At 66.8% G+C, this 21,616-nt stretch carries 18 protein-coding genes and 1 pseudogene; 8 read left to right on the top strand and 11 right to left on the bottom strand.

Annotation, left to right across the window (positions count from 1 at the left end; translation table 11 throughout):
* Window positions 1–123: 123 nt before the first annotated feature.
* The 5 genes from AC50YM_RS07845 to AC50YM_RS07825 all read left to right on the top strand — a co-directional run bounded on the left by AC50YM_RS07845 (window position 124) and on the right by AC50YM_RS07825 (window position 3,000).
* Window positions 124–777, top strand: coding sequence for a hypothetical protein (locus AC50YM_RS07845; RefSeq protein ID WP_494956410.1), 654 nt, complete (start codon window positions 124–126; stop codon window positions 775–777).
* Window positions 774–1,256, top strand: a complete 483-nt coding sequence (locus tag AC50YM_RS07840) for an NUDIX hydrolase (RefSeq protein ID WP_494956409.1) — start codon at window positions 774–776, stop codon at window positions 1,254–1,256. Before AC50YM_RS07845 ends, AC50YM_RS07840 begins: the two co-directional genes overlap by 4 nt.
* Before the next feature lie 112 nt (window positions 1,257–1,368).
* Entirely contained in the window at window positions 1,369–1,695 is a 327-nt protein-coding gene (locus tag AC50YM_RS07835) for a GYD domain-containing protein (RefSeq protein ID WP_494956408.1), read from the top strand.
* Window positions 1,696–1,725: 30 nt separating this feature from the next.
* Entirely contained in the window at window positions 1,726–2,250 is a 525-nt protein-coding gene (locus AC50YM_RS07830) for a hypothetical protein (RefSeq protein WP_494956407.1), read from the top strand.
* 75 nt (window positions 2,251–2,325) lie between these two features.
* Window positions 2,326–3,000 (top strand): dTMP kinase, encoded by a 675-nt coding sequence (locus tag AC50YM_RS07825; RefSeq protein ID WP_494956406.1) that lies wholly within the window; start codon window positions 2,326–2,328, stop codon window positions 2,998–3,000.
* Here AC50YM_RS07825 and AC50YM_RS07820 read toward each other — a convergent pair.
* Window positions 2,997–4,183 (bottom strand): annotated as a pseudogene (locus AC50YM_RS07820) (TerC family protein). The gene AC50YM_RS07825 and the pseudogene AC50YM_RS07820 overlap by 4 nt on opposite strands.
* A gap of 512 nt (window positions 4,184–4,695) precedes the next feature.
* Here AC50YM_RS07820 and AC50YM_RS07815 point away from each other — a divergent pair.
* The gene (locus AC50YM_RS07815) at window positions 4,696–5,622 is read left to right on the top strand and encodes a M20/M25/M40 family metallo-hydrolase (protein WP_494956405.1); all 927 of its coding nucleotides are present in this window, start codon (window positions 4,696–4,698) and stop codon (window positions 5,620–5,622) included.
* A gap of 40 nt (window positions 5,623–5,662) precedes the next feature.
* On the top strand, window positions 5,663–7,351 hold the full coding sequence (locus AC50YM_RS07810; protein ID WP_494956404.1) for an alkaline phosphatase D family protein: 1,689 nt from the start codon (window positions 5,663–5,665) through the stop codon (window positions 7,349–7,351).
* Window positions 7,352–7,400: 49 nt separating this feature from the next.
* On the opposite strand, the gene AC50YM_RS07805 is transcribed toward AC50YM_RS07810, so the two are convergent.
* From AC50YM_RS07805 to AC50YM_RS07765, 9 genes are all read right to left on the bottom strand, one after another.
* Complete coding sequence (locus AC50YM_RS07805) at window positions 7,401–8,969, bottom strand: rhamnulokinase (RefSeq protein WP_494956403.1); 1,569 nt, start codon at window positions 8,967–8,969, stop codon at window positions 7,401–7,403.
* Window positions 8,966–11,002, bottom strand: a complete 2,037-nt coding sequence (locus AC50YM_RS07800; protein ID WP_494956402.1) for a bifunctional aldolase/short-chain dehydrogenase — start codon at window positions 11,000–11,002, stop codon at window positions 8,966–8,968. The genes AC50YM_RS07805 and AC50YM_RS07800 overlap by 4 nt, the downstream gene beginning before the upstream one ends.
* A 4-nt stretch (window positions 11,003–11,006) precedes the next feature.
* Window positions 11,007–12,173 (bottom strand): L-rhamnose isomerase, encoded by a 1,167-nt coding sequence (rhaI, locus tag AC50YM_RS07795; RefSeq protein WP_494956401.1) that lies wholly within the window; start codon window positions 12,171–12,173, stop codon window positions 11,007–11,009.
* A 1-nt stretch (window position 12,174) separates the two neighbouring features.
* Entirely contained in the window at window positions 12,175–12,552 is a 378-nt protein-coding gene (locus AC50YM_RS07790) for an L-rhamnose mutarotase (protein WP_494956400.1), read from the bottom strand.
* A complete protein-coding gene (locus AC50YM_RS07785; protein ID WP_494956399.1) occupies window positions 12,549–13,997 on the bottom strand; it encodes an arabinose isomerase in 1,449 nt (482 codons plus the stop codon). Before AC50YM_RS07785 ends, AC50YM_RS07790 begins: the two co-directional genes overlap by 4 nt.
* A gap of 177 nt (window positions 13,998–14,174) precedes the next feature.
* Window positions 14,175–15,236: a rhamnose ABC transporter substrate-binding protein gene (gene rhaS, locus AC50YM_RS07780; RefSeq protein WP_494956398.1), complete on the bottom strand. Its 1,062-nt coding sequence runs from the start codon at window positions 15,234–15,236 to the stop codon at window positions 14,175–14,177.
* Window positions 15,237–15,315: 79 nt separating this feature from the next.
* The gene (locus tag AC50YM_RS07775) at window positions 15,316–16,398 is read right to left on the bottom strand and encodes an ABC transporter permease (protein WP_494956397.1); all 1,083 of its coding nucleotides are present in this window, start codon (window positions 16,396–16,398) and stop codon (window positions 15,316–15,318) included.
* The gene (locus AC50YM_RS07770; protein ID WP_494956396.1) at window positions 16,391–17,437 is read right to left on the bottom strand and encodes an ABC transporter permease; all 1,047 of its coding nucleotides are present in this window, start codon (window positions 17,435–17,437) and stop codon (window positions 16,391–16,393) included. The genes AC50YM_RS07775 and AC50YM_RS07770 overlap by 8 nt, the downstream gene beginning before the upstream one ends.
* Complete coding sequence (locus tag AC50YM_RS07765) at window positions 17,434–18,978, bottom strand: sugar ABC transporter ATP-binding protein (protein WP_494956395.1); 1,545 nt, start codon at window positions 18,976–18,978, stop codon at window positions 17,434–17,436. The genes AC50YM_RS07770 and AC50YM_RS07765 overlap by 4 nt, the downstream gene beginning before the upstream one ends.
* Window positions 18,979–19,222: 244 nt before the next feature.
* On the opposite strand from AC50YM_RS07765, the gene AC50YM_RS07760 reads away from it, so the two are divergent.
* Entirely contained in the window at window positions 19,223–20,236 is a 1,014-nt protein-coding gene (locus AC50YM_RS07760; protein ID WP_494956394.1) for a LacI family DNA-binding transcriptional regulator, read from the top strand.
* Between the two features lie 4 nt (window positions 20,237–20,240).
* Here the strand turns inward: AC50YM_RS07760 and AC50YM_RS07755 are convergent, their stop codons facing one another.
* Window positions 20,241–21,530, bottom strand: a complete 1,290-nt coding sequence (locus tag AC50YM_RS07755; protein WP_494956393.1) for an MFS transporter — start codon at window positions 21,528–21,530, stop codon at window positions 20,241–20,243.
* Window positions 21,531–21,616: the final 86 nt, after the last annotated feature.

The raw sequence follows: 21,616 nt of genomic DNA, 5'->3' as shown, positions 1-21,616 counted from the left end.
CCCGGAGGCCGGATTCCGCGGCGGGTGGATAGTGGCCCGGGTGGATAATGGCACCGTCGGTTAGTGGCACCGTCGGAAAGTGGCACGCGAACCAACGTCCGGCATGGACGGGAGGGAGACCTGATGCAGTCTGCTCCGCGGATCACGGTGGAGGTGCCGGTGCTCGCGATCGGCTCCGGACCCTCCGACTACGAGGAACTGGGCAGCCGCGTCGATGCGCTGCGCAGGCGACAGGGCCTCCACCTGACCCTGCTGCACGTCGGCGTCCTGGCAGACTTCACCCAGGACATCGCAGACTGGACCAAGGGCATCACGACTGCCGCTGAGGCGGCCAACGCGACGGTTGCCTGGCTGGAGGGGCTGCCGGCGCTGGGGGGTTTCACCGCGAGCTCCGGGAGGCTGGTCCTGCTCGGCGGCGGGCGCGTGAGCGGCCTGGAAGTGGATGTGCCGCAGCATGTGCGGGACTACCAGGTCTCCCTGGTGAAGGCGCTGCACGAGCTGTTGGACGAGCTGCTGGTGGACAATGTGGACGACTTCATCCTCGGCTCGCGGGCCCTCGGTTTCCGGTATCCGCGCTGGACACCGCACGTTGCCGTGGGCCGGCCCAAGACACGGGAACACGGGCCGTGGGAGATTGAGCCGCTGGCTCTCCAGTTCGGTGAGTCACGGATCAGGAACCGCCAGTTCCTCCCGGCCGCCGGTGCCGGTGCCGGAGCCGGCGCCGGAGAAGGACCGGACCAGGCCCCCGGGACGCCCGGGGCAGGTGGCACGCCATGACGATCCGGAGCGCAGGCATCCTGCTCTACCGCCGGGGCACGGGAACGGACGTGGAGGTGTGGATAGCCCATATGGGCGGGCCGTTTTGGGCGCACAAGGATGCCCGCGCGTGGTCGATTCCGAAGGGCGAATACCTCGACAACGAGGACCCGCTGTCCGCCGCGCGGCGCGAGTTCGCCGAAGAAATGGGGACCCCCGCCCCGTCCGCCGAGTATCTCCAGCTGGGCGCCTTCCGGCAACCCTCGGGAAAGGTCATCACGGTCTTCGCTGCAGAGGCCGGCTTCTATGCTCCCGAGCAGATCGTGAGCAACACCTTTGCCTTGGAATGGCCGAAGGGATCCGGCGTTGTCCGGAACTACCCCGAGGTGGACGGCGCCAGGTGGGCCGGAGAGCCTGAGGCCCGCACCAAGCTGGTCAAGGGCCAACTGCCGATCCTCGACGCCCTCAAGGCCTACTTGGCTGCCGGCGCCGCTCCGTGACGGGCGCTGTCCCGCCGGGCTCCCGGGTGGGCCGTCCGGGCATTGCTGGCCCGGCGGCTGACTGCCATCCTTGGGTAATCCGCACTCCCGGAAGCGAACGAAGGGAAAGACGATGCCGCTCTACCTGTCGAAGTTCAGCTACACCCCTGAGACCTGGGCCAGGATGATCAGCAACCCGGAGGACCGCGGGAAGGCCGCCCAGGCCTACATCGAATCAGTGGGAGGAAAACTCCACGGCTTCTGGTACGCCTTCGGCAGCCACGACGGCTACAACCTCTGGGAGGCCCCCAACAACGTCTCCATGGCCGCGGTGGCGCTGGCAATCACCGGTGGCGGCGCTCTGAGCTCGCTCGAGACAACGGTGCTGTTGACCGTCGACGAAACGCTCGAAGCCCTGCGTATGGCCGGGGACGTCGGGTACCGGGCTCCCGGCGCCTGACGGCCCCACCCCACCACGAGGAGGCCTTCGATGGATACGATCGAACCGACCGGGCGCCCGGAGCCGACAGCCAGCCAACGTGCGGCAAGCCTCAAGGAGCGCGTCTACATCAGCTTCACCAGCCTGGCCGTGGTGCTGGCGCTGCGGAGCCACGCAGACGAGACGACACCCGCCGCGGCGGCCGCTACCCTGACGATCGTCGTCGTCGGTTCCCTGCTGGGCATCTTGGTCGCCGACCTGCTGAGCCACCTGACGGTCCACGCGAAGCTTCCCAGCGGCCCGGAGATGCGGCACATGGTAACCGTCTGCACGGAGTCACTGAGCGTCCTGGTGACTCCGCTCCTGCTCCTCACGGCGGCCGGCCTCGGCCTTTGGTCCACGGCGGTGGCTCTTCAATGGGCCATCGTGGTTCTCGTTGTCACGCTCTTCGTCATCGGTTATCTGGCGATCCGCCGGCTCGAGCTGCCGTTCCGCCACAAAGCCGTGATTGTGTGCGCCGAAGTAGTGTTGAGCCTTTTGGTCATCGGTCTCGAGCTGCTGGCCCACAACCTCTGAGGGGATCAACCGGCGCCTTCATTCGTTGGGTCAGGTAGCCCACCCACCACACAACACCTAAAGGAGCCAGCTTTTTTGCTGATCGTACTCACGGGAATTGACGGCTCGGGAAAGACGACGGCGGCCGAGGCCACCGTCGTGGCCGCCCGCCAGGCGGGGACCGACGCCCGTCTCCTCCGCAACTACGCCGGCCGCCGCAGGATGTCCCTGCTCGGCGACAGGCTCGGCGTGCAACTGCCCGCACGGGCTGCGGATGTCACTGAAACTGCCGTACGCACCTTCAATGTCCTGAATTCCCACCGCCGCGCCCGGAAATTCCACGGCCTGGTGGTTATGGACAGGCATCTCCACTGCCAGCTTGCGCTCCGCGGGATGCACGGACTTCCGCGGGGACGCTTCCTTCCCTGGCTCATCCGGGCGCTCCCTGCGCCGGACCTGGTCATCTACCTGGACATTGAACCCGGCGAGGCACACGCAAGGATCCTCGCGCGGGGCACCGACTCGGAACGGCTTGAGGACCTGGTGTCCTTGCGCGACGCGTATCGATCCCTGCCCGAATTTTCCGCGTTCACCCACATCCCTGCGGGCGGGTCCCCCGGCGAGGTCCTCTCCCGGGTGCAAGCCGCCATCTCCGACGCGGGCGGACAGCGAAAGGAATGCTGCACGGCCGGCCCCGCGCCGGCCGAGCCCGCGCCTGCCGATCCCGCATCCTGCGGGACCGCATCCTCCGGCGCTGGGCCCGGTGCCTAGCGGGCCAGATACTCCTCGTGCTGGCGGTGCGCTTCCGCGACCAGCTCCCGGATTTTGTCGATGTCCTTGGCCTTGTCCCGGTACTTCAGGTCCATGGTCATGATCTGGGCTTCCTCCGCGGTCAGCATCCGGTAGATGCGTTCGCGTTCGGCCGCGTCAGCGGTGTATTCGAGGTCGAGGTAGTTGACGGCGTGCCGCCGCGCGTTGTTGATCGACGTCTGCGCCTTGCCGGCCTTGCTCAACAGCGACGCCACGACGGTGATCACAAGCACTCCGATGATGACGCTGAGGGACAGGCCGGTGCTGATCTCGACGACGGGAACCGGCTCGCCGTCGTTAATGAACGGCAGGTTGTTCTCGTGCAGGGCGTGGAGCACCAGCTTGACGCCGATGAAGGCAAGGATGGCCGCCAGGCCGTACGCAAGGTAGATGAGTCGGTCCAGGAGCCCGTCGATCAGGAAGTAGAGCTGGCGCAGGCCCATGAGCGAGAACGCCGTGGCGGTGAAGACGATGTACACGTTCTGGGTCAGTCCGAAAATGGCCGGGATGGAGTCGAGGGCGAAGAGAATGTCGGTCCCGCCGATCGCCACCATCACCAGCAGCATCGGAGTGAGAGCCCGCTTGCCGTCGTGGATGGTGAAGAGCTTGTCCCCGTCGTAGTGCTCCGTGGTGTGGAAGAGCTTCCTGGCAATCCTGATGATGAAGTTGTCGGCATGTTCGTCGCCGTGGGCATCCGGCCGGAGCAGGTTGCCCGCGGTGATGAGCAGGATCAAGCCGAAAATGTAGAACACCCAGGCGAAGGAGTTGATCAGCGCGGCCCCAGGAAGATGAAACCGGTGCGGGCGATCAGCGAGAAGACGATGCCGAACAGCAGTACCTTTTGCTGGTCTTCCCGGGGTACACGGAAGCTCGCGATGATGATCAGGAAGACAAAGAGGTTGTCCACGGAGAGCGCCTTCTCCGTGATGTAGCCCGCGAAGTACTCCGACCCCATCGCGGCGCCGCCGAAGATCCACACCACGATGCCGAAGACCACGGCCAGGCCCACGTAGAGGCTGGACCACACGGCCGCCTCCTTCAGCGTGGGCACGTGGGCTTTGCGGATGTGGAAGAAGTAGTCGAAGGCCAACAGGGCCAGGATGACTACAATGGTGATTGCCCAGATGAGGGGTGAAACTGTCATGTCTGCTCAACTTCCGTAAAGGGACTGGCCCCTGGGTCCAGCGCTGTCCGGTACTACAGATGGTAGTTGGAATCTAAGTGCTGGTGGAGGCGCACGGGATGCCGCCGGGAACCCGCCCGCTGCCGGCGAACAGTCCGCCGCGTGTTGGACGGCACCCGATTCGCACAGCACTTTCACAGCCAAGCGCTATTGAAGATACAGCCGGGTCGGCGAGAATGGACGGAACTGATAGTGCAATCCGCGGACTCAATGGCGGCCGCGGACTTGCTCAGCATCAGTGGCAAGCGTCCTGACCTTTCGGCCTGAAACCGACAAACGACGGGTTTCCCAGCATGTTGACTCTGCGCAGGCATGTAATTCCTTCGATCCTGGCCGTGTTGCTGCTTTCTGCGACGGCCTGCACTTCCGAGAACGCAGCCGGCTCCCCGCCCGACTTAGTGACCACCGGCCCGGGGAGCTCCGCGGCTCCTCGATCCACGAGTCCCAGCGCCCAAGCTCCGCGCCTGGAGCCTGTGGGCGGGGTGGATGCGCGGGCGGTGCTGGAGGATTTCAAGGGCCGGGGCATGGTGGGCCATCTTGAGGCGCTGCAGCGGATCGCCGATGACAACGGCGGGAACCGGGCGTCGGGCACGTCCGGGTATGAGGCGTCCGGCCGGTACGTTGAGGAGCAGTTGCGCGCCGCCGGGTACACCCCGGTCCGGCAGACGTTCACCTACCGGGGTGACGGCAGGAACAGCAAGCAGGTGGAGACTTTCAACATCCTGGCCGAGACCGGCGGCAGTGTCGATCACACCGTGGTGGTGGGCGGCCATTTGGACTCCGTGGAAGATGGCCCGGGGATCAACGACAATGGCAGCGGCGTCGCGGCCATCCTCGAGACGGCGAAGTGGATGAAGGAGAAAGGAATCACTCCGGTGAACCGGGTGGTGTTCGCGTTCTGGGGCGCCGAGGAGAATGACCTCGACGGTTCCCGGCATTACGTTAACGAGTTGAGCAAGGCCGGGAAGGAGCAGACTGCGGCCTACTTGAACGTGGATATGGCGGCCTCGCCGAACGGTGTCCGGTCCTTCCACGACGGCGACGGGTCCGACTTCGGGGATGCCGGGCCGAAGGGCTCCGACGGGATTGAAGCCGTCTTCGAGCGCTACTTCAAGGAGAACTCGCTGCCGGCGGAAACAACGCCCCTTGTCGACGGCGACTCCGATTACGACCCGTTCCTCAGGGCAGGCATTCCCGGCGGCGGGCTGTTCACCGGCGAGGTGAAGAAAAAGACCAAAGCCCAGGTGCAGGCCTACGGCGGCACGGCCGGCAAGGTCCTGGACTCCTGCTACCACAAGGCCTGCGACACCATCAGCAACACCAACGCGGACCTGCTCAAGGAAATGACCGCCGCACTGGCCTACGCCACGGCGTCCTACGCCACCGCCGCCCGCGGCTGAACTGCTGGCCGCGGCGGTGCAGAGCGGGTAGAACTGAGTCATGACTTCTCCCCTGGTGCTCGGCCCGATGATGCGGTTCGTGGATGAGACCTCGGCGAGTGTCTGGGTGGAGACCCGGTCCGCTGCCCGCGTCTCGGTCCGCGCCGGCGGCAGAGACTGGGCAGCCGGTACTTTCGCCGTTCACGGTCACCACTACGCGCTGGTGGCGCTGGACGGGCTCGAGCCGGGCAGCGTGACGTCCTACGCCCTCGACATCGATGGAACCCAGGCGTGGCCCGATCCGGAGTCCGGGTTTCCGCCGTCGAGGATAGCGACGCTGGAGCCCGGGAAGCCGCTGCGGATGGCCTTCGGCTCCTGCCGGACCAGCGTCCCGCACGATAAGTCCGGAAACCGGACCCACGGCGTCGACTCACTGCGTGCCTACGCCCTAAAGATGGCCTCCGGCGGTGCCCTGCCGTGGCCGGATCTGGTGGCCTTCCTGGGCGACCAGGTCTACGCCGACCTGACCAGCGAGCAGATGCAGGATTTCATCCGCGCCCGCCGGGACATCAACGCGCCTCCTGGCGAGGAGCTCAAGGACTACGCGGAGTACGCCCACCTCTACTTTCTGGCCTGGTCAGACCCGGCAAACAGGTGGCTGCTCTCGACCCTGCCAAGCGCCATGATCTTCGATGACCATGACATCCGCGATGACTGGAACACCTCACTGAGCTGGAAGCAGGAAATGGAGACGACGTCGTGGTGGCATGAGCGAATTGTCGCAGGGCTGGCCTCGTACTGGGTCTACCAGCACCTCGGGAACCTGTCACCGCAGGAGCGGGCCCAGGATGCCATTTGGCAGCAAATCGCCGGGCACGACGGCGACGACGAGATCGACGTGAGCGCGGCACTGGACGAGTTCGCGGACCGGGCCGATCAGGACCCGGAAAGCTACCGGTGGAGCTACTGCCGGGACTTCGGAGACACCCGGCTGATTGTGGTGGACTCCCGCGCTGCCCGGGATCTGGCGCCGGACCACCGCGCCCTGGTGGACAAGTCGGAAATGGCCTGGCTCGACGGACGGATGCGCGGCGGCGTCCGGCACCTGCTCGTGGCGACTTCGCTGCCTTTCCTGCTGCCGATGGGTCTGCACTATGTCGAATCCTGGAATGAGGCGATCTCCCAGGGCGCGTGGGGGAACCGTGCCGCCCGGGCCGGCGAGAAGCTGCGCCAGGCGGTGGACCTCGAACACTGGGGCGCCTTCCAGAACAGCTTCCAGGAGGTGGCGGACATGGTGTCCGAGGTCGCCGACGGCAAACGGGGACCGGCACCGGAAACGATCGCTTTTCTCTCCGGCGACGTCCACTACTCCTACGTTGCGGAGGTGGAGCGCGCGTCCGGCAGCCGGATCGTGCAGGCTGTTTGCTCCCCCATCCGCAACCCGTTGCCCCGGCTGATGAGGTCCTTCGCGGCAGTGATGTCCTACGGCCTGGCGACGCCGATCGGCGCGCTGGTAGCGCGCTCGGCCAAGGTCCCGGACCCGCCGTTCCGCTGGTCCGGCATCAAGGGTCCCTGGTTCGACAACAACCTGGCCAGCCTTGAGGTGGCACCGGATGGACTGAAGCTGTGGTGGCAGACGGGCGTGGTCGACGGCGGCGACCACTTGCATCCGAGCCTGGAAACGGTCGCCTCCGTCACGCTCGCGCCGCGGCCGGCGGTCGGCACCGTGAGTGAAAGCAGACGCTCCTGACATCAGGGCGGCCTGACTGATTCGTGGCTGCCGGGTCATGGCTGCCGGATCATTGCTGCCGGGTGATTGCCGCCGCATCGTGTGTGACCGCCGCAGCCCGCGTTGGAGCGCCGGGCTCGTACTGCACCAGGACAGCGCTCCCAGCGGCGACTTTCCGCAGGTCCGCGAGGCCTCCCGACACTTCGCCGGCGGCGCGGGCCTGAACCAGCACATTGCCGAGTGCGGTGGCTTCCACGGGTCCCGCCATCACCGGTTTGCCGGTGGCATCGGCTGTGAGCTGGCAGAGCAGCCTGTTTTGTGACCCGCCGCCCACAATATGCACGACGTCGACGGTCCGGTCGGTGAGCCGTTCGGCGTCGGCGATGGTACGGGCGTAGCCGGCGGCGAGGCTGTCCAGGATGCACCGGACGATCGCCGCGGGGTCCCCGGGAGGGAGTGCGCCTCGTTTGTTGACGGCGGCGCTGATCCGCGCCGGCATGTTGTCCGGTGCGGTGAACACCGGGTCGTCGGCGTCGATCAGGGGTCCCCCGGCCGGCAGCGCCGCGGCGCCGTCGAGGAGCCCGGCCAGCGACACCGTCAGGCCTTCGGCGGCCCAGGTGCGCTGGCATTCGCTGAGCAGCCAGAGGCCGCCAACGTTGCGCAGGTAGCGGATGGTGCCGTCGACGCCGCGTTCATTGGTGAAGTTCGCCAGCCGGCCAGCCTCCGACAGGACCGGTCGCGGGAGTTCCACGCCCACCAGGGACCAGGTGCCGGAGGAGATGTAGGCAAAGTCCTGGGTCGCTGCGGGGACCCCCACGACCGCCGAGGCGGTGTCGTGTGAGCCGACCGCGACAACCTTGGTCCCCTCCGGCAGCCCGGTGTGCGCGGCAATCGCCGGCAGCAGGGCGCCGATGGTTTCGCCGGGCTGGATCAGCGGCGGAAACAGGTCCACGGGCAGCCCAAGGGCCGCCAGGAACTCCGTGGCCCATTCCCCGGCGACCGCATCGAACAGTCCGGTGGTGGAGGCATTGGTGGCCTCGATGCGGCGCTCTCCGGTGAGCAGGAAGGCGATCAGGTCCGGAATAAGCAGCGCCTGGACGCCGTCGAGGTCCGCTTCGCTCGCCAGCTGGTAGATCGTGTTGAAATCCAGGAACTGCACCCCGGTCGTGGCGTACAGGCGCTCCGGCTCAAGACGCCCGTGAACCCTGGCCACGGCACCGCGGCTGCGGCTGTCCCGGTAACTGAAGGGCTGCGCCACCAGCACCCCGGCCGCGTTCACCCTCCCGTAGTCGACTGCCCAGGTGTCGATTCCAATGCTCGTGATCCGTTCCCCGAGCGCTGCCGCCATGCTCGCGGCAGCGCCCAGCCCGGCAAGCACCTCCGCGAACAGCGCAGTGAAATCCCAGCGCAGGCCGCCGTCGGACTCCACCACGCCGTTGGGGAACCGGTGGACGGTTTCCAGCGCCACCTCCGGTCTCCCGGTAGCCCGGGAAACCCTGCCAAGGATCACCCTGCCGGAGGAGGCGCCGATATCGACCGCAGCGAATACCCCCCCGGCGGCCGCCGGTACCGTGTCTGCCGGCGCTGTCGGGAACGTGCCAGCCAGCGCCGCGTCTGCCGGCGGGACCTGCTTTGTCATCGGAGGAAGGCGGTGGCGACGCCGGCGTCGACGGGGATGTGCAGTCCGGTGGTGTGGGAAAGTTCGCTGCCGGTGAGGACGGCGACGGCGTTCGCCACGTTTTCGGGGAGGACTTCGCGTTTGAGCAGGGTGCGCTGGGCGTAGTACTTGCCCAGATCCTGTTCGTCGACGCCGTACACGGCGGCGCGTTTGGCGCCCCAGCCGCCGGCGAAGATCCCGGAGCCGCGGACGACGCCGTCGGGGTTGATCCCGTTGACGCGGATGCCGTACTCGCCCAGTTCCGCCGCGAGGAGCCGGACCTGGTGGGCCTGGTCGGCCTTGGTGGCGGAGTAGGCGATGTTGTTGGGCCCGGCGAAGACGGAGTTCTTGGAGGAGATGTAGACGATGTCCCCGCCCATGCCCTGGTCGATCAGGACCTTTGCGGCGGCCTTGGAGACCAGGAAGGAGCCCTTGGCCATGACGTTGTGCTGCAGGTCCCAGTCCTGCTCGGTGGTTTCCAGCAGCGGCTTGGAGATAGACAGGCCAGCGTTGTTGACGACCAGGTCCAGGCCGCCGAAGGCCAGCACCGCGGCGTTTACCGCGGCCACGACCTGGGCTTCGTTGGTGACGTCGGCCTGGATCCCGAGTGCGACGTCGGAGCCGCCGAGTGCTGCTGCGGCGGCCCGGGCGTTGTCCAGGTTCAGGTCCGCAATCACGACGCAGGCGCCCTCGGCGGCGAGGCGGGTGGCGATGGCCTTCCCGATGCCCGACGCCGCCCCGGTGACCAAGGCGATGCGGGTGGCGTGGGATTTCGGTTTGGGCAGCCGGGCGAGTTTTGCTTCCTCCAGTGCCCAGTATTCGATCCGGAATTTCTCGGATTCCTCGATCGGGGCGTACGTGGAGATGGCTTCGGCACCGCGCATGACGTTGATGGCGTTGAGGTAGTACTCGCCGGCGACGCGGGCGGTTTGCTTGTCCTTGCCGTAGGAGAACATGCCCACGCCCGGGATCAGGACGATCGCGGGGTCCGCTCCCCGCAGCGCCGGGCTGTCAGGGGTCGCATGCCGGTCGTAGTAGGACTGGTAGTCCTCCCGGTAGGCGGCGTGCAGTTCTTTCAGCCGGGCGATGGAGTCCCCGACCGTGGCGTCCGCCGGCAGGTCCAGGACCAGCGGCTTGACCTTGGTGCGCAGGAAGTGGTCGGGGCAGGACGTACCGAGGGCGCCGAGGCGGGGGTGTTCGGCGCCTTCGAGGAAGTCCAGGACGGCGGCGTCATCGCTGAAGTGCCCGACCACCGGTTTGTCGCTGGAGGCCAGCCCGCGGAGCACCGGCGCAAGGGCGGCGGCCTTCGCGCGCCGCGTGTCCTGGGGCAGGGCGCCAAAGCCGGGCAGTTTCGCACCGAACGGCTGGGGCCGGCCGTGCTCGGCGATGTACTCTTCGGCCTGCTCGATGATCCACAGCGAGTTGGCTTCGGCTTCGTCGCTGGTGGCGCCCCAGGCGGTCGTGCCGTGGCCGCCCAGGATGGTGCCGACCGCCTGCGGGTTGGCGTCCCTGATCGCGGCGATGTCCAGGCCGAGCTGGAAACCTGGGCGCCGCCACGGCACCCAGGCCACCTTGTTCCCGAAGATCCTAGCGGTCAGTGCCTCACCGTCGGCGGCGGTGGCGATCGCGATGCCCGCGTCCGGATGGAGGTGGTCCACGTGGGCCGCGTCGACCAGGCCGTGCATCGCGGTGTCGATCGAGGGGGCGGCGCCGCCCTTGCCGTGCAGGCAGTAGTCGAACGCCGCCACCATTTCGTCTTCGCGTTCGACGCCGGGGTAAACGTCTTTCAGGGCCTGCAGCCGGTCCAGGCGGAGGACCGCGAGGCCGGGTTCGGTCAGGGTGCCCAGGTCACCGCCGGAGCCTTTGACCCACAGCAGCTGGACGTCCTCGCCGGTGACGGGGTCCTTTTCGGTGCCTTTGGCGGAGGTGTTGCCGCCGGCGAAATTCGTGTTCCGCTTGTCCGCGCCGAGGCGGTTGGAGCGGCTTACCAGCTGTTCGACGGTTGGATTGGTCATGGTCTTAGGCTCCCCATCCGGCCTGGTGGCCGCCCTGGCGGTCGGTATTGATTTTTTCCTGGTATCCGCTGGCGGCGAAGGCCGCCACCGGGTCGGCCGGGAGGCCGCGAGATTCGCGCCATTCCGCGAGTCCCGGGCGGACGTCGGTGTAGAACGCGTCCATCAGGACCGCGTTGGCCGCGAGGACATCACCGGCGTTCTGTGCCGCCTCGAGGGCCGTCGTGTCGACAAGGAGGGCCCGTGCGGTCATTTCCTGGACGTTGAGCACGGAGCGGATCTGGCCGGGAATCTTCCCCTCGATGTTGTGGCACTGGTCCAGCATGAAGGCCACCCCGGCGGCCGGCTCCAGGCCGCCGCCGCGGACCACCTCGTGCATGATGCGGAACAGCTGGAACGGATCCGCGGCCCCCACAATCAGGTCATCGTCCGCGTAGAAGCGTGAGTTGAAGTCGAAGGAACCGAGCTTCCCCAGGCGCAGGAGCTGCGCGACGATGAACTCGATGTTGGTTCCCGGCGCGTGGTGCCCGGTGTCCAGGCAAACGAGGGCCTTCTCCCCAAGGGCGGCGCAGTGCACGTAGGAGGTGCCCCAGTCGGGAACGTCAGTGTGGTAAAAAGCCGGTTCGAAGAATTTGTACTCCAGCACCATCCGCTGGTCCTCGCCAAGCCGGTCGTAGACCTTGCGGAGGGATTCGGCCAGCCAGTCCTGGCGGGCCCGGATATTCCCCTGTCCCGGGTAATTGGTGCCGTCGGCCAGCCATATTTTCAGGTCCTTCGAGCCGGTCATGTTCATCACTTCCAGGCACTCGTACATATGGTCCACGGCCTTCTGCCGCACGGCGGGATCGCTGTGCGTGAGGCTGCCGAACTTGTAGTCGTCGTCCTGGAAGGTGTTGCTGTTGATCGTCCCAAGCTTGACGCCCAGGCCGTCCGCGTAGTCCGTCAGCGCGGCGTAGTCATCGACTTTGTCCCACGGAATGTGCAGGGCCACCGAGGGAGCGAGCCCCGTCAGCGCGTTGACCTGGGCGGCGTCGGCAAGCTTTTCCCCGATGGTGCGGGGGGTTCCCGGGGTGGCGAAGACCTTGAACCGGGTGCCGGAATTGCCGAACGCCCAGGACGGGAGTTCAATGCTCTGATGTTCAAGGGTATTTAATACGTCGGTCGGGATAGACACGTCAGTCTCCTAGGGACTTGGACTGGGTGAGGACTGAAGCGGCGGCGGCCAGCTGGTCCTCGAGGTTGAATACTTCGGTCAGTTGGAGGAACCCCTCATCGGGCGCCCCGTCCAGGTCTTCGAAAAATCCGGACATCTCGGCCTGCCAGCGGGCATTGACGTCGGCGGCTGCCATCCGGGCCTGGGCCTCCTCGAGGTTCCCGGTTTCGAAGTAGCCGATCAGCAGCCCGTCGGGGCGGAGGAAGAGGGAGTAGTTGTTCCAGCCGGCGGACTGCAGCGCCTGGAGCATTTCCGGCCACACGGCGGCGTGGCGGGTCTTGTATTCGGCGATGAGCCCGGGTTTGAGCTGGAGCTGGAAGCAGACGCGTTGGGTGCTCATGACAGGACCACCTGCCGGTGTTCGATGCCCAGCAGGGAGGCGGCTGCCTTGATGTCGGCGCCGCGGTGTCCGACGCAAAGGGCCCAGTGGTGGCCGACGCCGGTCTGGCTCCATTGGTCCACCCAGAGTCCCGGGTCACCGCCGAAGTCCACCCGGGAGGTCGTGTTGCCGATCGCCAGGTGCGGGCCGGGCACCACGTCACCTTCGGAGGTGATGAACACGTAACTGCCGTCCGGGTCCTGGCCGAGCCCGAAGGTGGTGACCGGACCGTGCCGGACGTCGAATTCGACCGAGACGCCCCAGCCGCGCTTGCCGTGGAAGACGCCCAGGCCGCGCAGCAGCGGCTGCTGCGCGGAGACTGCCAGGTGGGCGGGACCGTCGTGGCCCATTTCGACCACGTTGTCGAAGAAGTCCAGGGCCTGGATTTCGGTGAATGATCCGCCGGCGCCGATCGCCTGGGCGGCGAGCATCGCGATGGAGGTCCGCAGTTCGAATTCGCCGGCCATCGGGATTCCCCGGGCCGTGAGGATGGAGGAACCCAGGATCATCCCGGCCCCCAGGCGTTCGTGCTGTTCACCGGCGAGACCCCGGTGGTAATAGGCCACGGAGTCGAGGTCGAAATCCTCGACCAGCCGGTCAAGGCCGACGGACACTTTGGCGCCCCAGGCGAAGTCGTCGTCGTTCACGGATTCGTCGAGGACAAAGAGCTCGCGGGCCAGGTCGAGGCGTCCGGCGACCTCTGCCTCGGTGACCCCGTTCACCCTTTCCCGGAGGTCATCGAATTCCAGCACCTCCACATGGGAGCCGAAGGTTGTTGAGACCGTGGTGAGGTCGGTGGAGACATCCAGCATGCCCGGGTACAGGTGGCCCATCAGTCCGTGCCGGGCATTGCGCAACCGGGCGCGGACGCCGGCAGCGTGCACCCACCGGGTGATGCGCGCCCAGGCGGATTCCTGTTTGAGATGCCCGGAAACTGACCGGAACTCGATGCCGGCCCGGCGGAAGACGTTGGCCACTTCGGGGACCGGGCACTGCCCGCAGTAGGCCAGCCACTTCCCGGTGTCGAAGCTGGCGTGGTCCATGGCTTCGGTGGGCTGCAGGTCGATCACCAGGACAGGGGTCTTGGCCCGCCGGGCGACCGGCAGCACCATGGAGGACGTCAGGTAGGTGGCCAGAAAGATGACGATGAGGTCGCAGTCGGCGACCCGCAGCTTTTCGCCGGCCGCGGTTGCCTCCTGCGCATCGGAAACAAAGCCGGTGTCGACGACGTCGGCGTCCAGTGCCTCGAAACGGCCCGTGACGTAGCGGACCGACTCCTTCAGCTGCGGCAGCAGTTCGGGGAACTGGGGCCAGTAGGCGCCCAGGCCGCCGGAGACTAAGCCGATGCGGGTGGGCCGGCGCCGGTGCGGTTGCAGCAGCCGGGCGGCCGGTTGATTCTGGTTCATGTGAGGGGGCCTTCCGGCATGGAAAAGGAACTCGTGGGGCTCAGTGCGCCGACCCCGGTCCGGGGGCGGCGCGGGTTTGGCGGTCTTCTTGCGGGCGGTGGCGCCGGGCAGGAAGTCACCTGCCTGCCCGGCGGCTCAGTCGGTGTGGTTCAAAAGAGTCAGCTCATCAGCGGTGGCCTAGAAGTTGTACTTGTCGATGTTCGCGGCATTGAAGACCGTGGGCGGACCGACGATGACGAGGCCACCCTTTTCGACCTTGCGTTCGCCCAGCTCGCCGGCGGTGAAGGTATCCCCTTCGGCGCCGGTGATCTTGCCGTCCTTGAGCGCCTTGCCGGCGAAAGCGGCAACGTAGCCCAGCTGCGCCGGATCCCAAAGGGCGAATTCCTTTACGGTTCCGTCCTTGACGAACGGGCGCATCTCATTGGGCAGGCCCAGTCCGGTAAGCGCGACCTTGCCCTTGTACTCGGAGGTCGAGAGGTAGCGGGCGGTGGCCGCGATGCCGACGGTGGTCGGTGAGATGATGCCCTTCAGGTTCGGGTGGGCCTGCAGGAGGCCCTGGGCTTCCTGGAAGGACTTGGTGTCGTTGTCGTCGCCATAGACCTTGGAGACGAGCTTGATGTCCTTGTAGGCGGGGTTGGTGGCCAGCTCCTCCTCCATGAACTTGATCCACCCGTTCTGGTTCGTGGCGTTGGCCGTGGCCGACAGGATGGCAATTTCGCCGCTGCCGCCGATCTGCTCGGAAATGAGCTTGGTCTGGATCAGTGCCACGTCCTTGGCCACCACCTGGCTGATGAAGACGTCGCGGCAGTCCGGGTTGGCGTCCGAGTCGAAGGCGACGATCTTGGCACCGGCGGTCCGGGCTTCGCCGAGCGCGGTGCAAACGGCGTCGGGATCGTTGGCGGCGATCACAATAACGTTCGTGCCGGCCTGTGTCTCGGCGTTGATGAACGAGACCTGGCTGGAGGCGGAGGCCTCAAGCGGTCCGACCACCTGGGAGGAGGTGAAGCCGGCCTCGGTGGCGCCCTTCTTCCCGCCGCCCAGGACGACGTCGGTGTAGGGGTTGTTGAGCTGCTTGGGGATGAAGGTGATCTTCAGGTCCCCGCCCGCGGCGGGGCTGCTGCCACCGGCGGTTCCCGAGCCGCTGTTGCAGCCGGTCAGGGCTAGTGCGGCGGCAGCAGCGATGGCCACCATTCCCGCCAAACGGCCGGTCTGGCCTGTGCTCTTGCGGTTCAACATCATTGTTCTTCCTTTTTCCTCGTGCGGTCGGTACAGCCGGTCCGGTCTGGATGCGGTTGCGGATCGTGTGGTGGGCAAATTTTCAGCTGGTGCTTCGGGTGAAGCTTCGGCGGACGCGCCTGGTGTGGCGCCACTGCCTGATGGCAGCGCCGACGCTCGGGGCAACGACCGAGACGATGAGCAGCAGCCCGGTCACGGTGATGAGCACGACGTCGGACACGCGGGCCAGGCGGAGGGCGTAATTGAGGGTTCCGATCAGCAGGACACCGGCGATGACGCCGGGAATGGATCCTTTGCCGCCGAAGATCGACACGCCGCCCAGCAGGACAGCGGCGATGACGGCCAGTTCCAGGCCGGAAGCGTTGTCACTGCGGGCGCTGGTATAGCGCAGCGTCCAGTAGATCCCGGCCAGGGCAGAGACTGCGCCGGAGGCGACATAGAGCCAGAACTTGCTCCGGGCGACCTTGATGCCCACAAAGCTGGCGGCTTCCTTGCTGTAGCCGATGGCGAACAGCCCGCGGCCGAACGGGGTGAAGTGCAGCAGGACCCCGAAAAAGACAATGACGAGCAGGACGCCGATCATGACCGTGGGAATGCCCGTGCCGCCGAGCTTTGAGGTGAAGAAGGCCGTCAGCGTTTTCGGGAAGTTGGCCACGGCGTTGTCACCGATGGTGACGAGGGCCAAGCCGCGGAACAGCGCCAGGGTGCCGATCGTGACGGCCAGGGAGGGCAGTCCGAGGACCGCAATCAGGAAGCCGTTGAACATTCCGGCTGCGACACCGGCCAGCAGGCTGATCGCCAGCACCAGCCAGATGTCCATGCCGCCGGCCCAGAGCACGCCCATCAGGGCGCTGGTCAGTCCCGCGATGCTCGCGACCGAGAGGTCGATTTCGCCGGTGATGATGATCAGGGTCATCGGCATGGCGATGAGCAGGACCGGAATGACGTCCAGCAGCAGGAATCCGGTGGTTACCGGTGAAGCGAACCGCGGAATGGCGAGCGCCGCGTAGATCAGGAACGCGACCAGGGCGTAGACGGTGACCGCGTCCCTGCCGGCCAGGATCCGCGCGGCTCCGGTCCTGCCCTTGGGCTCGGAGGCCAGCGGCTTCGTACTGTCAGCCACCGGGGCCGGTGCCGTGCCGGTTGTCGATGTGGTTTCAGACATTGCGTGCCTCGCTTATCCGCAGTTTCCTGGCTGTGCGCAGGCTGGCCACGCGGTCGATGATGATGGCGGTGAGGATCAGCACGCCGACGATGGCCTGCTGCCAGAATTTGTCCACCCGCAGGGCGGTGAGGGAACTGGTGATCGTGGTCAGGAGCAGGGCTCCGAGGGCCGCCCCGGTCACCGATCCGCTGCCGCCGAAGATGGCCACACCCCCGACGACGGCGGCTGCCACGACGGTCAGTTCCATCCCGGTGCCCGTGGTGGCACCGACGGAGTTGAAGCGGCTGGCGTAGAGCACACCGGCCAGGCCCGCCAGGGCTCCGTTGGCCAGGAAGGCGAGGAGCACACGTTTGGACACCTTGATGCCGAACGCGGTGGCCGCATCCGGGTCTGAACCGATGGCGTACAGGTCGCGTCCCGGTCGGGTACCGGCCATGTAGACCGCGACGGCGACGACGACCAGGATGGCCAGCAGGGTGATGATGGGAAAGCCCAGCACGGTGTTGACCGACAGTGCGCCGAAGGCGTCCGGCCGGTCGCCGGCAAAGTATTGTTTTCCGCCGGCCCAGGCGTTGTTCAGGCCGCGGAACACGTACAGGGTTCCGAGGGTGATAACGAGGGCGGGCACCTTGGCCGCGGTCACGAGGAGACCGTTGATCGCCCCGAGGAGCGCGCCGAACGCCATGCCGATCACGAACACCGCGGCAATCGGCAGATCGGGCATCGCCGCGAAGATGGAGCCGGTGCCGAAGGCAACGAGGCCCAGCATCGAGCCCACGGACAGGTCGATGTTCCGGGTGATAATCAGCAGTGTCTGCCCGGCGGCGAGGATCATCACGATGGTGGCGTTCAGCAGGAGGTCCTTGACACCCTGCGGGGTGAGGAAGAGCGGGTTGATCAGGTAGGTGACCAACACCAGCAGCACCAGCGCGATGATCACGGGCAGTTCCCGCAGCCGCAGCACCGAGGCTACCGCACCCCGGCCCGCGCCGCTGGGCGCCGCCGTCGTTAACTTCTTGTGGTCCAGGGCTGAGCTCACAGGGTTCCTCCTGCGGAAGATGTTGCGGCGTGGATGACGGACTCCGGGTTCGCTGCGGCGCGGTCCAGTTCAGCGGTAATCCTGCCCTCGCGCATGACCAGGACCCGGTCCGCCATGCCGAGGACTTCGGGCAGTTCAGAGGAGATCATCAGGATGGCAATCCCGCGCCCCGCGAGGTCCGAAATGAGCCGGTGGACCTCGCTTTTGGTCCCGACGTCGATCCCCCGGGTCGGTTCGTCGATGATCAGCAGCTGCGGATCGGTGGCCAGCCACTTGGCGAGCACCACCTTCTGCTGGTTTCCGCCGGAGAGGGTGGACACCGCATGCTCCTGCGACCCGGCTTTGACCTGGAGGCGCTTGCTCCAGTCCTGGGCTGCCCGGCGCTCGGCGGCGCCGCTGATCAGCCCCGCGGTCGCCAGCTTGTGGCGCAGGGTGAGGGTGACGTTGCGTGCCACGGAGAGGTTCATGACCAGCCCCTGCTTCCGGCGGTCTTCGGGGACAAATCCCATCCCCGCGGTGATCGCCGCCTGCGGGTCGCGGGGTTTGAGTTTCTTGCCCTGGAAGCTGATCTCACCGGAGTCATAGGGGTCGATGCCGAAGACGGCGCGGGCCACCTCGGTGCGGCCGGCGCCCACCAGGCCCGCCAGCGCCACGATTTCCCCGGCCCGGACTTCGAAGCTGATGTCGCGGAAGACCCCGGCCCGGCTGAGCCCGTCGACTTTCAGGACGGTAGCTCCGACCTCCGCGGCGGTCTTGGGGAACAGGGCCGCGATGTCGCGTCCGACCATCTCGCGGACGATCTCCGGGACGGTGACATCAGCGGTCCGGTGCGTGGCGATGTAGCGGCCGTCCCGCATCACGGTGATCCGGGCGCACAAATCGAAGACCTCGTCGAAGCGGTGCGAGATAAAGAGGATGCCGGTTCCCTTGTCCCGGAGGCTGCGGGCGACAGCGAACAACCGTTCCACTTCCACTCCACTCAGAGCGGCCGTCGGTTCGTCCATCACCAGCACTTTGGCGTCGAGCGAAATGGCCTTGGCGATTTCGATAATCTGCTGGTCGGCAATGGACAGGCCCTCGGCCACACGCGTCGGATCGACGGGGACACCGAGGCGCTCGAAGAGTTTGCCTGCCTCCCGGACCATGGCTGCCTTGCTGATCAGGCCGGACCGACCCTTGGGCTGGCGTCCGACAAAGATGTTCTCCGCCACGCTGAGGTCCGGAAAGAGCGTCGGTTCCTGGTAGATGACGGAGATCCCGGCGGCCTTGCTGTCGCCGACGTTGCGGAACTGGACGCTCTCGCCGCTGACCCTGAAGTCGCCCGAATCGGGGTGGTGCAGGCCTGCGAGGATCTTGACCAGGGTGGACTTCCCGGCGCCGTTCTCGCCCACCAGGGCATGGATTTCGCCGGCCCGGATTTCGATGGTGCCGTCGGCCAGTGCAACCACCGGGCCGAAGGTCTTGGCCGCATGGGAAAGGGTAAGTACCGGTCCGGGCGCGTCCGCTGAGGGACCGGACCGGGCGCTGTCTGTCTGCTGCATGAAAGTAACCGCACCTTTGGGGCTGAGTGAACATCACAATGAATCGTTTCAGAGCTACTGTGATTTGAATCATAGGAGTATCACGGCCCGGTCGTCAAGAGATGCCTCCATCCCGTGGGCGAAGTATTTGATTCGTTTCATTGAAAGGGTTCAAACGGGCTGCGGGCAGGTATCCTAAGGTCACACTTCGGTTTCGCCTCGCCTGCCCCTCCGGCGCAGCGGCAGCCACGTTCAGGAGCTCACAATGGTTTCAGCAAGCGTCAAAGACGTTGCGGCCCTGGCCGGCGTCTCCGTCGGGACGGTATCCAATGTGCTCAACCGGCCGGAAAAGGTGTCTGCTGAGGTCACCGTGCGGGTGCAAACCGCGATCGACAAGCTGGGCTTTGTCCGCAATGACGCCGCCCGCCAACTCCGGGCCGGCCTGAGCCACAGTATTGGGCTGGTGGTGCTGGACGCCGCAAACCCCTTCTTCACCGAACTGGCCCGCGGAGCGGAGGACCGGGCGGCTGCGGAACATTTCACCGTGCTGGTGGGCAACAGCAACGAGGACGCGGGACGGGAGGCGGCCTACCTGGATCTTTTTGAACAGCAGCGGGTCCGCGGGGTGCTGATCTCCCCGGTGGGCAACGTGATCCCGCGGCTGGAACAGCTGCGCCGCAGAGGCATCCCCACCGTTCTGGTGGACCGGCAGACGGAGAACCTGAGTTTCTCCTCCGTCGCCGTGGACGACCTGGCCGGCGGTGAAATGGCTGTTGAGCACCTGCTGTCCGTCGGCCGGCGGCGGATCGCCTTCGTGGGCGGCCCGGAAAGCATCCGCCAGGTGGCCGACCGGCTGGCCGGAGCGCGTAAAGCCATGGAGTCGGCGGCGCGCGGCGCCAGCCTGGAAATCATCGGGACGGAGTCGCTGACTGTACTGTCGGGCCGGGCCGCGGGCGAGGCCATCCGGCTCCGTTCCCCGGCAGACCGGCCCGATGCGATCTTCGCGGCCAATGACCTGCTCGCGGTGGGTGTGCTCCAGGGCCTGATGCTGATGGGCGGGGTGCAGGTGCCGGGGGAAATTGCGCTGATCGGCTACGACGATATCGAATTCGCCGGGGCTGCTGTCGTCCCCCTGTCGTCCATCCGGCAGCCCAGCGCCCTGATTGGTTCGACCGCCCTGGAGCTGCTGCTGCGGGAGGCAAACCCGGAGCCGGGGTTTGTTCCGCGACAGGTCGTTTACCCGCCCGAACTCGTCGTCCGGGCGTCCACCCAGGGCTGACGGCTCAGGCCACGGCCGGGTGGTGGTCGGTGCCGCGCATACGGAAGGCCACGAGCAGACCGGACAGGGCTGTGAGTCCTGCAACGACGCCGACGGCGGCGGGAATGCCGTAGGCGTCGGCGACGATCCCGGAAAGCAGCGCGCCGACAGCGAAGCCACCGTCGCGCCACAGGCGGTAGATGCCCACCGATCGTGCACGCCAGTCCGGGTGCGCGACGTCGCCAATGGCGGCAAGCAGGGTCGGGTACACCATCGCTGTTCCGAGACCCAGGAGCACGGCGGCGGTCAGCCAGATCCCGAACTCGTGGCCGACGGCGATCATTGCCAGGGCGGCAGCCTGGACGAGCATGCCCCCGACGATCAACCATTTCCGGCCGTACCTGTCCGACAGCCCTCCGGTGACGAGCTGCGCAGCGCCCCAGACCGCGGGATAGACGGCGGCCAGGATGCCGACCTTTTCGATTGTCAGTCCGGCGGCGGCGAACAGGACGGGGAAGAGTCCCCAGGCGAGTCCGTCGTTGAGGTTGTTGACCAGGCCGGCCTGGCTGACCGAGGAGAGTGATTTGTCCCGGAAACTGGTGAGGGTGAAGATATCCCGGTTGCTCAGTTTCCCGTGGGCGCCGGCGTGGGCGGACGTATGGCTGGCGGCCTCCAGCAGGGCATGGCCCCGGGTTTCCCGCACGGCGAAAACCGACAGTCCCAGGCCCAGCGCAATGTAGGCGGCGCCGAGCAGGAACGGTCCGGGCCGGAGCCCGTAGTTGGCCGCGATGTAACCGGTGGCGAGGGCGGTGCCTGCGACGCCAAGGTAGCCGGCCGCTTCATTCAGGCCCATGGCGAAACCGCGGCGCGCCGGGCCGACGAGATCCATTTTCATCATGACGGTGGTGGACCACGCCAGGCCCTGGCTGATGCCCAGGACCACGTTGGCGGCAACGATCCAGCCCCAGCTGGGTCCGAGGATCAGCAGCAGCGGGACGGGCAGGGCAATCACCCAGCCGGCGATGAGGACGGGTTTCCGGCCGTAGCGGTCCGAGAGGGTGCCGGCGAAGTAGTTGGTGCCGGCCTTGGCGAGACCGAAAGCCAGAATGTAGGTCAGCGCGCTCGTGTAGAGGCCAAGACGGAAGACCTGCCCGGCCAGCAGCGGGAGCACGGTGCGTTCCTGGCCCAGCGTGCCGCCAACCAGGGCATTGACGGCGACGAGGAGCATGAACTGGGCCAGGTTCTGCCGCAGGCCCAGCGTGGTGCCGCGGCGGCGGCGCGGTTCCCGCAGTCCGGGGGTGGTGCGGAACGTCATGCTGCTCCAGGTGGTCGGGACGGAGGCTGGTGGGGGGGGCTCGAGGGAAGAAGCAAAAAGGGAGGAGGGAAGGTGGAGGGGGAGGG

The organism is Pseudarthrobacter sp. RHLT1-30-1 (assembly GCF_059383415.1).
The sequence above is the reverse complement of the archived record's forward strand: the minus strand, read 5'-3'. Positions and strand labels throughout refer to the sequence as shown.

Bases quoted from the DNA above. Each gene is read 5' to 3' on its own strand.
- AC50YM_RS07845 (WP_494956410.1), top strand. From the start codon at position 124: ATGCAGTCTGCTCCGCGGATCACGGTGGAGGTGCCGGTGCTCGCGATC.
- AC50YM_RS07840 (WP_494956409.1), top strand. From the start codon at position 774: ATGACGATCCGGAGCGCAGGCATCCTGCTCTACCGCCGGGGCACGGGA.
- AC50YM_RS07835 (WP_494956408.1), top strand. From the start codon at position 1,369: ATGCCGCTCTACCTGTCGAAGTTCAGCTACACCCCTGAGACCTGGGCC.
- AC50YM_RS07830 (WP_494956407.1), top strand. From the start codon at position 1,726: ATGGATACGATCGAACCGACCGGGCGCCCGGAGCCGACAGCCAGCCAA.
- AC50YM_RS07810 (WP_494956404.1), top strand. From the start codon at position 5,663: ATGACTTCTCCCCTGGTGCTCGGCCCGATGATGCGGTTCGTGGATGAG.
- AC50YM_RS07805 (WP_494956403.1), bottom strand. From the start codon at position 8,969: ATGACAAAGCAGGTCCCGCCGGCAGACGCGGCGCTGGCTGGCACGTTC.
- AC50YM_RS07800 (WP_494956402.1), bottom strand. From the start codon at position 11,002: ATGACCAATCCAACCGTCGAACAGCTGGTAAGCCGCTCCAACCGCCTC.
- AC50YM_RS07790 (WP_494956400.1), bottom strand. From the start codon at position 12,552: ATGAGCACCCAACGCGTCTGCTTCCAGCTCCAGCTCAAACCCGGGCTC.
- AC50YM_RS07785 (WP_494956399.1), bottom strand. From the start codon at position 13,997: ATGAACCAGAATCAACCGGCCGCCCGGCTGCTGCAACCGCACCGGCGC.
- rhaS (WP_494956398.1), bottom strand. From the start codon at position 15,236: ATGATGTTGAACCGCAAGAGCACAGGCCAGACCGGCCGTTTGGCGGGA.
- AC50YM_RS07775 (WP_494956397.1), bottom strand. From the start codon at position 16,398: ATGTCTGAAACCACATCGACAACCGGCACGGCACCGGCCCCGGTGGCT.
- AC50YM_RS07765 (WP_494956395.1), bottom strand. From the start codon at position 18,978: ATGCAGCAGACAGACAGCGCCCGGTCCGGTCCCTCAGCGGACGCGCCC.
- AC50YM_RS07760 (WP_494956394.1), top strand. From the start codon at position 19,223: ATGGTTTCAGCAAGCGTCAAAGACGTTGCGGCCCTGGCCGGCGTCTCC.
- AC50YM_RS07755 (WP_494956393.1), bottom strand. From the start codon at position 21,530: ATGACGTTCCGCACCACCCCCGGACTGCGGGAACCGCGCCGCCGCCGC.